This is a genomic window from Bacillus sp. AR4-2, assembly GCF_008274865.1.
In the GTDB taxonomy this organism is placed as follows: domain Bacteria; phylum Bacillota; class Bacilli; order Bacillales; family Bacillaceae_G; genus Bacillus_A; species Bacillus_A cereus.
In genome coordinates, this window is the sequence record NZ_CP031062.1 from 1,406,819 (window position 1) to 1,419,969 (window position 13,151).

Here is a 13,151-nt window from a genome sequence, read left to right on the forward strand (position 1 = left end):
CTTGTTCTATACGAACAAACGTGCTATACTCTCCTTAGATAAACAAAACGGAAATGATTTTAAGGAGAGATAAATGATGAAAATGACAGTAGACCAAAGATTTATGATGCCAGCAGATGTTGTAGAGCGAGTGGAAGTATTACGAAACAAACAAAGCAAGCGTGGCACATTATTACAATCGGTAAATAAATTTTTCGGTTTAGATACGAAAGAAGATTGTGTTTGGTTTTACGGTTTTTATGGAGTGGCTGTAAGTATCTTGTTGTTTATGGTGTTCACTTCAAATATTTTCGATTTTCTCTTCGCGTAAGAAATATGCGATAAGGACATTGCTACCGAATACATATATAAGGAAGTAAGGTAATCTTCTAGAGCGGGAGTTGGTAGCAATGGCGATGTTTCCTATAGAGCGCAACTATATTGGATATGGAAGTTCACGACCGGGGATTCCTCTGACTAAAGTGAGATTTATTGTAAGCCATGATACGGGGAATCCTGGAAGCAATGCGATAGGGAATCGAGATTACTTTAATGAATTACAACCGAAAGCTTCGGCGCATACATTTATAGATGATAAAACAATATTGGAGATTATTCCTATAAATGAAGTTGCGTATCATGTTCGATATGGTGTGCCGACGGATAATGACTTATATGGCTATGACGCGAATAAGGCGGCCATTGGAGTGGAACTTTGTTATGGTGGTGATGTTAACTTTTGGGAAGCATATAATCGTTTTACATGGTATCATGCGTATTTATGCCAAAACTTTGGCTTAAATCCGAAAAAAGATATCGTGTCACATAAAACGCTTGATCCAGCTAGAAAGATTGATCCTGAGAATGTATTAGGGAAACAAGGTATTAAATTTCAGCAGTTTTTAGCAGATGTCTATCGGATGTACGTTTCGTTTAGATGACAAATATATGAAAAATGAATACAATAAAGATAGGTGCCTACTGCTGTAAGTAGGTTTTTTCTTGTTTTTATAAATAGTGTATTGGTAGAAGACTAGGAGTGGACGAGTATGCAGAAAGAAACAGTTATTATAATCGGAGGCGGTCCGTGCGGATTAGCGGCTGCAATTTCGTTGCAAAAGGTAGGGATAAATCCGTTAGTAATTGAAAAAGGAAACATTGTAAATGCCATTTATAATTATCCAACTCATCAAACATTTTTCTCTTCTAGTGAAAAATTAGAAATTGGTGATGTAGCTTTTATTACAGAAAATCGTAAGCCAGTTCGAAATCAAGCGCTTGCGTATTATCGTGAAGTAGTAAGACGTAAATCTGTACGTGTAAATGCTTTTGAGCGAGTGGAGAAAGTTCAAAAAGATGGAGAAGTTTTTCAGGTTGAGACGACAAAGCGTGACGGAAGTAAGGAAATATATATAGCGAAATATATTGTTGTAGCAACTGGATATTATGATAATCCAAATTATATGAATGTTCCAGGTGAGGAATTGAAGAAAGTAGCTCACTATTTTAAAGAGGGGCATCCTTATTTTGATCGAGATGTAGTAGTTATAGGTGGGAAAAACTCGAGTGTAGATGCCGCGTTAGAACTTGTTAAATCTGGTGCACGTGTAACGGTAATGTATCGTGGAAGTGAGTATTCACCAAGCATAAAGCCTTGGATTTTGCCGGAATTTGAGGCGTTAGTACGAAATGGTACAATTCAAATGCATTTTGGGGCTCATGTGAAAGAAATTACTGAGCATACATTAACGTTTACAGTTGATGGTGAAGCTCTTACAATCAAAAACGATTTTGTATTTGCGATGACTGGTTATCATCCTGATCATAGCTTCTTAACGAAGATGGGTGTTCAGATTGATGAAGAAACAGGACGTCCAATTTATACAGAGGATAGAATGGAAACGAATGCTGAAAATATTTTCATTGCAGGTGTCATTGCTGCTGGAAATAATGCAAATGAAATATTTATCGAGAACGGAAGATTTCATGGAGATGCGATTGCGCAGACCATTGCATCAAGAGAAAAATAAAAAGGAGCTGTCGGGAAAACCTCGACAGCTCCTTTTTATTCGTGCATAAACATATTTTGAATGGATTCATGAGAATTTGTATTCTCTAATGCAACAAGTAATTTAATGCGTGCTTTTTGTGCATTTAAGCCGTATGTGAATACAATGCCCATATCTTTTAAGTGTTTACCGCCACCTTCATACGAATATACGTCTTGAACGATACCGTTGAAACAGCGAGAAACTAATACGACAGGAATACCTCTATTTAATAATCTTTCTAGACTAGGTAGTGTTCTTGGAGGGAGATTACCTTGTCCAAGAGCTTCGATAACAATGCCGTCTACAGGAAGATTTTCGATTGCTGCTAATAATGTATCATCCATGCCAGCATATGCTTTTAGAACAACTACATTTTTAGACACTTTGTTTATCGTATATGTTTCGTGATGTACTAAAGCGTGATGGAAGACAACGCCGCGTTTTGTTACCATTCCAATTGGTCCGTATTGTGGGCTTTGGAATGTTGCAACATTACTTGTATGTGTTTTCGTTACATTTGTAGCGCAATGAATTTCGTCGTTTAATACGACTAAAACACCTTTTTCTGCAGCTTCATCACAACTAGCAACTTTTACAGCTGATAAGAAGTTATATAGACCATCAGCACCTAACTCATTGCTAGAGCGCATTGCACCTGTCACTACGATCGGAATAGTTGCTTGTACTGTTAAATCTAAGAAATAAGCTGTTTCTTCTAATGTATCCGTGCCATGCGTAATGACTACGCCATGAATGTTGTCTTGTTTTACTCTTTCATCAATGATGACTTGTAATTGTAACATTTCGCTCGGTGTCATATGAGGAGATGGTAGGTGGAACACATCTTCAACGATTAAATCAACATCGCCTTCTAAATCAGGAATGAATTTTAAAAGAGGATTTTTTTCACCTGGTTGTACGACCCCAGTTTCTTTATCTTCCTCCATTGCAATTGTTCCACCTGTGTGTAAAACTAGGATTCTTTTCAATGCTTATACCCCTTTCAAGTAAAAAAATACATTTAGAACATAACATGTTTTGAGTAAATTCGACAATGGAAATGTATAAAAGTATGCCTCGAAAATGACAATAAAATTAACTGCTATATGTACGATGTATAAAATTATGAAACGAAATGTGCAAATATAGTATAGGAGGGAAGAATTCCGGTGAAAAAGATGGAGAGAATTTTTATTCGTATATTAATAATACAATTCATTTGTCTTTCTATTGTGCAATTGTTATTTATACATAAGTCATCAGTGAAATATTTATCTAAAATTGTTTATTATGAGGGTGTCATGGTAAAAAACAAAGTGGAAATCTTGCAGGTGAATAGGTAGTTTTCATTTTCTTCTATGAAGGATTATGCTACAATAATTGAGGATTTAATGACGTGAAGCAAATGAGAAGAAGCAGGGTGAACACCTGCTTTTCGTTTTGTTTTATAAGTGAAAAAATGAGGTGTTACAATGGATAAACGAATTTCAATTGCTATAGATGGTCCAGCAGCTGCTGGGAAAAGTACAGTGGCAAAAGTTGTTGCGAAGGAACTTTCTTACGTTTATATTGATACAGGCGCAATGTACCGTACGCTTACATATGCAGCCCTTGAACAAAAAGTAGACATTGAAAATGAAGAGCAGTTAATGGAAGTTGTAAAGAATGTAAATATTGAGTTTCAGCAAGGAGAAAATACACAGCTTGTATTTTTAAATGGACAAGATGTTTCTGAAGTAATTCGTACACCTGATGTGACGAATCGAGTATCTATTGTAGCGAAACATCGCCTTGTTCGTGAAGAAATGGTACGTCGTCAGCAAGAGTTAGCGAAAAAAGGCGGCGTTGTAATGGACGGCCGTGATATTGGTACACATGTATTACCGGATGCTGAAGTGAAAATCTTTATGCTTGCTTCTGTTGAAGAAAGAGCGGAAAGAAGACATTTAGAAAATTTAAATAAAGGTTTCGATTCTAATTTAGAGCAGCTAAAAGAAGAAATTGCTCAGCGTGATAAATTAGATTCAGAACGCGAAGTTTCTCCACTAAAAAAGGCTGATGATGCATTGGAATTAGATACGACTTCTTTATCAATTGAAGAAGTTGTCCAAAAAATTATGAGCATTGTTTCTGGAGTGTTTGCGAAATAAAGAAAGGGGATAGTCCTCTTTCTTTTTTTGTTTAAATAGAAATGTAAAGGATACGTGAATTGTGAGTCTCTTTCCTTGACAAATGAGCTGATTTGTAAGAAGTTAGTTAAAGAGGAATGAAACTGTCAGAATATATTCGCTATTATATTTCAAAACATACTTTTTTCAAGCTGGTTTTGCTGTATACTATTTATATAGGTTTAATATATTTTCTTGTGAATGTTATTGAAAAAGAGTATGTGATGAGAAATTCTTAAACATGCAAATGAAAACTTTGTTTTCATTTCGTATATACATAAAAAATGCTTTGTCAATTCTGTAGGGAGGTATTTCCATGGTAGAGAAAATGAATGAAGAAGTTATGGATTCAAAAGAATTACAAGTTGGTGACGTTGTTACAGGTTCTGTAACGAAGGTTGAAGAGAAACAAGTGCTTGTAAATGTTGGATACAAAACAGATGGCGTAATTCCAATTAGTGAATTAGCTAACGTTCATATTGAAAAAGCAAGCGATGTTGTAGAATTAGATCAAACACTAGAGTTGAAAATTATTAAATTAGAAGAAGATGATCTTGTCTTATCTAAACGTGCTGTTGATGCAGAAAAAGCATGGGTAGAACTACAAGAGAAATTTACTTCTGGTCATGTATTTGATGTTACTGTAAAAGATATTGTGAATGGCGGATTAGTTGTGGACCTTGGTGTTCGCGGTTTTATTCCAGCTTCACTTGTAGAAGTACATTATGTAGAAGACTTTACTGACTATAAAGGTAAAACATTAGCGGTGAAAATTGTTGAATTAGACCGTGAAAAAAATCGTGTAATCCTTTCGCATAAAGCGGTAGTAGAATTAGAACTAGATTCTAAGAAAAAAGAAGCAATTTCTTCATTAAAAGAAGGGGACGTTGTTGAAGGAACAGTACAACGATTAACTGACTTTGGCGCATTCGTTAACGTTGGTGGAGTGGACGGTTTAGTTCACATTTCACAAATTTCACACGAACGTGTAGAGCAACCTTCTGAAGTGTTAGAGCAAGGTCAAAAGGTTAAGGTAAAGGTGTTATCTGTTGATGCTGATACACAACGTATTTCTTTATCAATTAAAGCAGCTCAACCAGGACCTTGGGAAAACGTTGCTGGCGAAATAAAAGCTGGAGATATTCGTGAGGGAGTAGTAAAACGCCTTGTTACATTTGGTGCATTCGTTGAGATTTTACCGGGCGTTGAAGGGCTTGTACACGTATCTCAAATTGCAAATCGTCACGTGAAAAATCCGAATGAAGTATTGGAAATGGGACAAGAAGTAAAAGTGAAAGTACTTGAAGTTCACGTAGCAGAGAAACGTATTTCTTTAAGTATAAAAGAAGCGCTTGAGGAAAATAATGTAACTGAAGATTATAGTCAGTATGAGCCAAATGCTGATTCTGCTACTTTCCAATTAAGTGATATTATTGGTGAACAACTGAAAAAATTAAAGAAATAATGAGGGGTACAAGTGGTAAGGGCAAAACGTAAATTAGATCATATTGAATACGCTCTTTCTACTGGTCAGTCTCGTACGCATGGCTTTCATGATATTGATTTTGTGCATCAAAGCTTGCCAAATTCAAATTATGACACAATAACATGTGAAACAAAAATCGGCGAACTTTCACTAAGTTCGCCGATTTTTATCAATGCGATGACTGGTGGTGGAGGAGAGAAAACGTTACATATTAATGAGCAATTAGCATACGTAGCGAAACATCATAACCTTGCTATGGCTGTAGGTTCGCAAATGGCGGCGTTAAAAGATGAAAGTGAAGCTGCTTCTTATAAGGTGATTAGAAAGGTAAACCCAAATGGTATTTTCTTTGCTAATTTAGGTAGTGAGGCAACTATCGAGCAGGCAGAGCGCGCCGTTGATATGATTGAAGCGAATGCATTACAAATTCATTTAAATGTCATACAAGAGTTAACGATGCCAGAAGGAGACCGTGATTTTACTGGAGTACTTCAGCGCATTGAGAAAATTGTTTTAAATAGTAAAGTTCCTATCATTGTAAAAGAAGTTGGATTTGGGATGAGTAAGGAAACAATGCAACAGTTAGTGAACGTAGGTGTAACAGCAATTGATATTGGTGGGCAAGGTGGTACGAATTTTGCTGCTGTTGAAAACGAAAGAAGACAGCGAATGCTTTCTTATTTTAATAACTGGGGCATACAAACAGCAACCTCGATTATTGAAGCAACCTCTACAAATAATAACCTCTCTTTTATTGCATCTGGGGGTATACAAACAGCGCTTGACGTAGCGAAAGCAATCGCATTAGGGGCGAATACAACTGCGTTTGCTGGTTATTTTTTACGTATTTTAATGCAAGATGGTATCGAGAAGTTAGTAGATGAAATTGAGCTTCTACATACAGATTTGAAATTTATAATGACAGCTCTTGGTGCGAAGACGATAGAAGAGTTGCAATCTGTACCTCTTGTTGTAAAGGGTGAAACATATCATTGGTTAATGCAGCGTGGTATTGATACTGCGCATTATAGTAGGAGATAAAAAATCAACCATTCGGTTGATTTTTTTTTGTTCTATTCTTTTTCGTAATATAAAGTGGAGAATGGAATTAGCATTATATAAAAATATCATTTCGTAAAAATTGTAATTGAAAAAGGGTTGAAAAATGTAGATGGTGTGTTGTCGAATTACTGGAGAGAACTTAATTTTTAATGGGAATAGGTGAAGGTAAAAAGAAGTAATGGGAGGATATAGTGCGCGAAATATTATTTCAATATAAATAGAAATCATTAAACTGATTATGTAAAAGACGGTTTCGTACAATATAGAAACCGTCTTTTTGTATTAATTAGTGCTGGTTTTGTTTTCGAGCCTGTTCTGGTGTATCAAGTCCAGTTGCACCTGGATATTGTAGTGATTGATCACGATCGGATTCAACGCGGCGTGATTCTCGTAGTTTTCGTTCTTGGCGATCTTTACCCATAATGAATAACACCTCCTTGTTAAAAGTGTTGCTGTTATAAGAAAAAACTATGCGTAAATAAAGTGGATTAACTTTCATAAAAAGTTCCCATAATGGAAAACATAGGAGGTGAAGTTGATGGATGGAAGTACTTTTTATTTTGTAGCTTGGATAGGGTGGATCATTGTAACCTTTTTTATGAAAAAGGACCCTATCCGGTGGAAGTTAGGCGCTTGTATACTGATTTTTATAATTTGCTCTCCGTTACATGTAACGATTGCCTCATTCGTGGTATCAGTAAATGCTCTTTTACTTTGTATTATTTCTTTTATAGGGATCACGCTATATTCTGTCTGGAAAAAAGTGTATAGCTTACTTTCGGCACTTATTATTGCAATGTTATATACAAGTTTTCATCTGTTAGAAATATATGATCCGATTTGGATTGTGGTGGATAGAGTGTTTCTGCTAAGTAGTGCTCTTGTGTATGCATCGGTGTTATTGCATGGGGATCGCATATTACGATTATGTTCTCTATATGTAGGGATGTTACAAGGAGAGCTGCTAGTGACATTTATTTTTAGGAAATTGAATTTTCCATATGATTACGGTAGTTTAGCATTTTTTGATATCGTCGCCATTTCTACATTATTCATGGCAATATTGTTTTGGATTGCAAAAGCATCAGTATACATGGAACGGTTTAAGAGAAAAACACGTAAAAGAAAGGCGAGGGTAATACATGACTGAATATACACCAGCCATTTTATGCGGCGTAATAGCGGGGACAGTTACAAGGGTGCTAATGCTTCGGACGGATACGCGGCAATATCCGACGAGGCTACATGGGAAAATTATTCATATTGCAATGGGGTTAATTGCAGCTGCTTTAGGAGCGATTGCAATCCCGTCTATTTTGAAAAAAGATTTTTCTGCCATTACATTTCTTACATTAGCAGCGACACAATTTCGTGATGTACGTAATATGGAAAGAAATACGCTTCAACAATTAGATGGGTATGAGCTCGTACCGCGTGGAAATACATACATTGAAGGAATTGCATTGGTTTTTGAAAGTCGCAACTATTTGGCAATGTTAACGTCGTTTGCAACGACGTTTGCGTATATAGGATTCCGTTCATGGATTGCAGGAGTAATTATGGCTATAATCGCATTTTTTATCGCGAAAAAATTAATGTCTGGTAAAAGGCTACATGATCTTGTTGAAATTGAGCACGTTCCGCTTCGTTTTGAAGGAGCAGGGCTTTATATTGACAATATTTACATTATGAATATTGGATTGCCAGCAAGACAAGAAGAAATTATGAAATATGGTATGGGTTTTATTTTAAAGCCGAAATCAATTGATGCGATGGTTACAATCTCAAATTTAGGGCAACGACAAGCTATTTTACACGATGTTTCAGTAGCGTTAGGGATTTATAGAGATTCTGGTACACCAGCGCTTGTACCGTTAGCAAAGCGTGATTTAGAGGATGGCAGGGTTGGGATTTTTGTCCTGCCGCAAGATCAAGATGCAGAGAAAGCGATAGGTGTCATAGGAAATGTACCAACGTTAGAAAGTGCTGTCCATATGTCATCGGAAGCCCCAAAAGGAAGGGGAGATAAGAGATGATGTTAGAAAGTGTTATTCTGGCAGTTATAACAACGACTCCAGAAAAATTTGCAGGTGGTGCTCCTTTATTCGTTTGCGAATCGACGGAGGAACTAGAATTTGTTGCAAATAATTTAGAAGCAATTTTAGATGGTATTGCACATCGCTTACAAGAGAATGTATATATTATTGTGAAACATTAGCAACGTGTGTTATAATGTAAGGTGTTTTGATACGTTGAGAAATATTCTGGAATGCAAATCCCTTCTTGCACAAAGAAGGGTTTTTTACATAATAAACAGAAGCAAGTTGAAAGGATGAAAGTATATGCCGAAACCAGTAATAGCGATAGTAGGTCGCCCGAACGTAGGGAAATCTACTATTTTCAATAGAATTGTTGGAGAAAGAGTTTCAATCGTAGAAGATATTCCAGGTGTAACGCGCGATCGTATTTATAGCGCTGGAGAATGGTTAAATCATGAATTTAACATTATTGATACGGGCGGAATTGATATTGGAGACGAGCCGTTTTTGACACAAATTCGTCAACAAGCTGAAGTAGCAATTGATGAAGCGGATGTTATCATTTTTATGACAAACGGTCGTGACGGTGTAACAGCAGCTGATGAAGAAGTTGCAAAAATTTTATATCGTTCAAATAAACCGGTTGTACTTGCAGTAAATAAAGTGGACAATCCGGAAATGCGCAGTGACATTTATGACTTTTATGCATTAGGATTTGGCGAACCATTCCCAATTTCAGGTACACACGGATTAGGGTTAGGTGACTTACTAGACGAAGCTGCACAACATTTTCCAAAGATTGAAGAAGACGGATATGATGAAGACACAATTCGTTTCTCTTTAATTGGACGTCCAAACGTAGGGAAATCATCACTTGTAAATGCTCTTCTTGGTCAAGAGCGTGTAATTGTTAGTAATGTAGCAGGAACAACTCGTGATGCTGTCGATACACCATATAGTAAAGATGGAAAAGATTATGTAATTATTGATACAGCTGGTATGCGTAAAAAAGGAAAAGTGTATGAAAGTACAGAAAAATATAGTGTACTTCGTGCGCTAAGAGCGATTGAACGTTCTGACGTTGTTTTAGTCGTTTTAGATGGTGAAGAAGGAATTATTGAGCAAGATAAAAAAATCGCTGGATATGCTCATGATTCAGGGCGAGCTGTTGTTATCGTTGTAAATAAATGGGATGCAGTGAAAAAAGACGAAAAAACAATGAAAGCATTTGAAGAAAATATCCGTGCTCATTTCCAATTCTTAGAATACGCACCAATTGTGTTCTTATCTGCAAAAACGAGAAAACGTACACAAACATTAATACCGGTTATCGATGAGGTAAATGAAAGTCATAGTATCCGTATTCAAACGAACGTATTAAACGATGTAATTATGGATGCGGTAGCGATGAATCCGACGCCAACTCATAATGGTAGCCGTCTGAAAATTTTCTATGCAACACAAGTTGCGGTAAAACCACCGACATTTGTTGTGTTTGTAAACGATCCAGAATTATTGCACTTCTCATATGAGCGTTTCTTAAAGAATCGCTTACGTGAATCATTTGGCTTCGTAGGAACGCCGATTCACATTATCGCTAGAGCAAGAGACTAATGGAGAGGATGTGATTTTATGACAAAAATCACAGTAGTAGGAGCAGGTAGCTGGGGAACAGCGTTAGCGATGGTATTAGCTGACAATGGACATGATGTACGTATTTGGGGAAATCGCCCAGAACTTATGGATGAAATTAATACGAAACATGAGAATAGTCGATATCTCCCAGGCATTACATTGCCAAGCACAATCGTAGCCTACTCTTCTTTAGAAGAAGCATTAGTAGATGTAAATACAGTACTGCTAGTAGTACCAACGAAAGCGTACAGAGATGTATTACAAGAGATGAAAGAAATTGTTACTGAACCAATTACTTGGATTCATGCGAGCAAAGGAATTGAACCTGGTACGTCAAAACGTATTTCGGAAGTGATTGAGGAAGAAATTCCAGAGCACTTAATTAAAGATGTTGTTGTACTGTCTGGACCGAGTCATGCTGAAGAAGTCGGTTTACGACAAGCGACAACAGTTACGTCTGCAGCAAAGCGTATGGAAGCGGCTGAGGAAGTACAAGATTTATTTATGAATAGTTATTTTCGTGTATACACAAATCCAGATATCGTTGGAGTTGAACTTGGTGGTGCGTTAAAAAATATTATCGCATTAGCTGCTGGTATAACTGATGGTCTTGGATTAGGTGATAATGCAAAGGCGGCATTGATGACACGTGGTTTAACAGAGATTGCTCGTTTAGGAAGAAAAATGGGCGGGAATCCGTTAACGTTTGCTGGTCTAACTGGTATGGGAGACTTAATTGTAACTTGTACAAGTGTTCATAGCCGAAATTGGCGCGCTGGAAATATGCTTGGAAAAGGACACTCTTTAGAAGAAGTGTTAGAAAGCATGGGTATGGTTGTGGAAGGTGTAAGAACAACGAAAGCTGCTCATGAATTGGCAGAGAAAATGGAAGTTGAAATGCCGATTACAGCTGCTTTATATGACGTGCTGTTCAATGGGAATAACGTAAAAGATGCAGTAGGCTCATTGATGGGACGTGTTCGAAAACATGAAGTGGAAGCTATACCTGATTTACTGTAAAGAAAAGCGACAGAAGTACATTTGTACTTCTGTCGCTTTTTTATTTTTTGGGTCTTTTCACCATTTTTTCATTTTTGCATAGGATGAAGAGTAACTTGAGGAGAGGGTGAAAAGAATGGATAATAATATTTTTAATAATATTGAGAAGGAAGCGAAAGTAAATAAAGAGGATATTTTTAAATTAGCATCATCCGTGCAAAATGCGAATTTACGTGATGAAACTGTACTTCGTCAATTAATTCATCAAGTGGCTCTTATGGCGGGACGTGAAGTGCCGAAAGAGCAAGAGGATCAAATTGTAAAAGCGATTATTAATAATAATATGCCAACAGATTTTGGCTCGTTAAGCAAAATGTTTAAAAAATAAATTATGAGAAACAAAGAGTTTGGAGATTGCATATGATAGCCATGAAAGAATGGGAATAGAGCTGTTTTTGGGCATATTTGGTCAACCGAAGCGAGAGATACAATCGCTTCGGTTTTATTTTTGCCTAGATTGGTGAGAAATGCTGGAAAACCTATTGATTAAAGTTACATACTCGCGATTTGTAGTAAAATGTTCTTTTTGTATTTGTTTAAAGATTTTAATTTGTTAAAATAGTATAAAAATAGATTAATAAAAAGGGGTGTGTATATGTCAGAAGGGCTTATGAAAATGTGGTTGGCTTTAGGGGCAATTGGATTTATGTTTTTTGCAGTAAGTTTTATTTTATTAAGTAGACATAGAATAAAGAATAAATTTTTGAAAGGGATTACAGCGTTAGTAGCGTACACCCTTATGATTGTGTCAGGAATTGTTATTTTTCTTGTTGTATTTAGTGGACCTGTACAGCAGTAAATGGAATGGTCTCGAAAATACTACATACGGAGCAAATTAGATTAGTATGAAAAGGTGATGCTAGTGAAAAAATTCCATATTATTTTAATATTTTGTTGTATGAGCCTTTTAACGGGGTGTCTGTATCCGAAAGAAAATATGAAGCAAAATGCGGTTCCTTATGAAGATCAGCTACAGGTTGTTCAAAAAGCTGTTGTGACATTTAAGGAGCAAAATGATGGGATATTGCCAATTAAGACGAGGGATATGAGTACACCTATTTATCAAAAGTATCCAATCGATTTTCAACAGATTGCCCCGCGTTACATACAAGAAGCGCCAGGGAATGCGTATGAAAGTGGAGGAGTATATCAATACGTATTAATAGACGTTGAAACAAATCCGACAGTAAAGTTAATTGATGTTAGGATGGCTGAACAAATTCAGGAACTATCTTTAAAGCTTAGGATGTATCGTGATGAACATCAATATCCACCTTTTAAAAAAGTAATTTCAGATGGTGTATATGAATTGGATTTCAAAAAACTAGGATATAAAGATGTGCCACAAGTGACAAGTCCATATTCTGGTAAAGGACTTCCTTTTGTAATTAATGAAAAAGGAGAAGTTTTTGTTGATTATAGAATCGACTTATATGACGCTTTGAAAAAAAATGAAGGGCAGTTTACAGAGGGAGAAGATATTCGAAATATACTTTCGAAAGGTTCCCCGTTTGTACCAGCTTATTCTTTACCGTACACAGTAAAGGACGGAGAACCAATTTTTTTAAAATGATAAGTCATGAACCTTTCTTTTAGTGAATAAGTTCTAGAAGAAAGGTTTTTTATGTTATACAACTTACGATGCAAACAAAAGATATTTTTTAATAGTCAT

At 36.3% G+C, this 13,151-nt stretch carries 17 protein-coding genes; 15 read left to right on the forward strand and 2 right to left on the reverse strand.

Annotated elements, in window-relative coordinates; translation table 11 throughout:
• The first annotated feature begins 73 nt into the window (after positions 1 to 73).
• From DN399_RS07365 to DN399_RS07375, 3 genes are all read left to right on the forward strand, one after another.
• Positions 74 to 310: a DUF3961 domain-containing protein gene (locus tag DN399_RS07365; protein WP_001983018.1), complete on the forward strand. Its 237-nt coding sequence runs from the start codon at positions 74 to 76 to the stop codon at positions 308 to 310.
• 79 nt (positions 311 to 389) lie between these two features.
• Positions 390 to 920 (forward strand): peptidoglycan recognition protein family protein, encoded by a 531-nt coding sequence (locus DN399_RS07370; RefSeq protein WP_001240655.1) that lies wholly within the window; start codon positions 390 to 392, stop codon positions 918 to 920.
• A 108-nt stretch (positions 921 to 1,028) separates the two neighbouring features.
• Positions 1,029 to 2,009 carry a YpdA family putative bacillithiol disulfide reductase gene (locus DN399_RS07375; protein WP_086389311.1) on the forward strand — a complete coding sequence of 327 codons (981 nt, stop codon included), beginning with the start codon at positions 1,029 to 1,031 and terminating at the stop codon, positions 2,007 to 2,009.
• 35 nt (positions 2,010 to 2,044) lie between these two features.
• Here the strand turns inward: DN399_RS07375 and ansA are convergent, their stop codons facing one another.
• On the reverse strand, positions 2,045 to 3,019 hold the full coding sequence (gene ansA, locus DN399_RS07380) for an asparaginase (protein ID WP_000822010.1): 975 nt from the start codon (positions 3,017 to 3,019) through the stop codon (positions 2,045 to 2,047).
• 180 nt (positions 3,020 to 3,199) lie between these two features.
• Between ansA and DN399_RS28035 the strand changes: the two genes are divergently transcribed.
• From DN399_RS28035 to DN399_RS07395, 4 genes are all read left to right on the forward strand, one after another.
• Positions 3,200 to 3,373, forward strand: a complete 174-nt coding sequence (locus tag DN399_RS28035) for a YpfB family protein (protein WP_000738054.1) — start codon at positions 3,200 to 3,202, stop codon at positions 3,371 to 3,373.
• A gap of 129 nt (positions 3,374 to 3,502) precedes the next feature.
• Positions 3,503 to 4,180 carry a (d)CMP kinase gene (gene cmk / locus DN399_RS07385; protein WP_000361252.1) on the forward strand — a complete coding sequence of 226 codons (678 nt, stop codon included), beginning with the start codon at positions 3,503 to 3,505 and terminating at the stop codon, positions 4,178 to 4,180.
• Positions 4,181 to 4,514: 334 nt separating this feature from the next.
• Positions 4,515 to 5,663 (forward strand): 30S ribosomal protein S1, encoded by a 1,149-nt coding sequence (rpsA, locus tag DN399_RS07390; protein WP_000229559.1) that lies wholly within the window; start codon positions 4,515 to 4,517, stop codon positions 5,661 to 5,663.
• Positions 5,664 to 5,675: 12 nt separating this feature from the next.
• Positions 5,676 to 6,725 (forward strand): type 2 isopentenyl-diphosphate Delta-isomerase, encoded by a 1,050-nt coding sequence (locus tag DN399_RS07395; protein WP_000251036.1) that lies wholly within the window; start codon positions 5,676 to 5,678, stop codon positions 6,723 to 6,725.
• Between the two features lie 307 nt (positions 6,726 to 7,032).
• Here DN399_RS07395 and DN399_RS07400 read toward each other — a convergent pair whose 3' ends face one another.
• On the reverse strand, positions 7,033 to 7,167 hold the full coding sequence (locus DN399_RS07400; protein ID WP_000513900.1) for a YpzI family protein: 135 nt from the start codon (positions 7,165 to 7,167) through the stop codon (positions 7,033 to 7,035).
• A gap of 117 nt (positions 7,168 to 7,284) precedes the next feature.
• Between DN399_RS07400 and DN399_RS07405 the strand changes: the two genes are divergently transcribed.
• From DN399_RS07405 to DN399_RS07440, 8 genes are all read left to right on the forward strand, one after another.
• Complete coding sequence (locus DN399_RS07405; RefSeq protein WP_006924441.1) at positions 7,285 to 7,896, forward strand: YphA family membrane protein; 612 nt, start codon at positions 7,285 to 7,287, stop codon at positions 7,894 to 7,896.
• On the forward strand, positions 7,889 to 8,782 hold the full coding sequence (locus DN399_RS07410) for a YIEGIA family protein (protein ID WP_000141596.1): 894 nt from the start codon (positions 7,889 to 7,891) through the stop codon (positions 8,780 to 8,782). The genes DN399_RS07405 and DN399_RS07410 overlap by 8 nt, the downstream gene beginning before the upstream one ends.
• Positions 8,779 to 8,964 (forward strand): capping complex subunit for YIEGIA, encoded by a 186-nt coding sequence (locus tag DN399_RS07415; RefSeq protein WP_000979059.1) that lies wholly within the window; start codon positions 8,779 to 8,781, stop codon positions 8,962 to 8,964. Before DN399_RS07410 ends, DN399_RS07415 begins: the two co-directional genes overlap by 4 nt.
• 124 nt (positions 8,965 to 9,088) lie before the next feature.
• Positions 9,089 to 10,399 carry a ribosome biogenesis GTPase Der gene (gene der / locus DN399_RS07420; protein WP_001125893.1) on the forward strand — a complete coding sequence of 437 codons (1,311 nt, stop codon included), beginning with the start codon at positions 9,089 to 9,091 and terminating at the stop codon, positions 10,397 to 10,399.
• 18 nt (positions 10,400 to 10,417) lie between these two features.
• On the forward strand, positions 10,418 to 11,440 hold the full coding sequence (locus DN399_RS07425; RefSeq protein WP_000161763.1) for an NAD(P)H-dependent glycerol-3-phosphate dehydrogenase: 1,023 nt from the start codon (positions 10,418 to 10,420) through the stop codon (positions 11,438 to 11,440).
• 115 nt (positions 11,441 to 11,555) lie between these two features.
• Positions 11,556 to 11,807, forward strand: coding sequence for a stage VI sporulation protein F (locus DN399_RS07430; protein WP_000369754.1), 252 nt, complete (start codon positions 11,556 to 11,558; stop codon positions 11,805 to 11,807).
• A 267-nt stretch (positions 11,808 to 12,074) separates the two neighbouring features.
• A complete protein-coding gene (locus DN399_RS07435) occupies positions 12,075 to 12,278 on the forward strand; it encodes a DUF2768 domain-containing protein (protein ID WP_001289008.1) in 204 nt (67 codons plus the stop codon).
• A gap of 63 nt (positions 12,279 to 12,341) precedes the next feature.
• Entirely contained in the window at positions 12,342 to 13,052 is a 711-nt protein-coding gene (locus DN399_RS07440) for a hypothetical protein (RefSeq protein ID WP_000713407.1), read from the forward strand.
• The last annotated feature ends 99 nt before the right edge of the window (positions 13,053 to 13,151 follow it).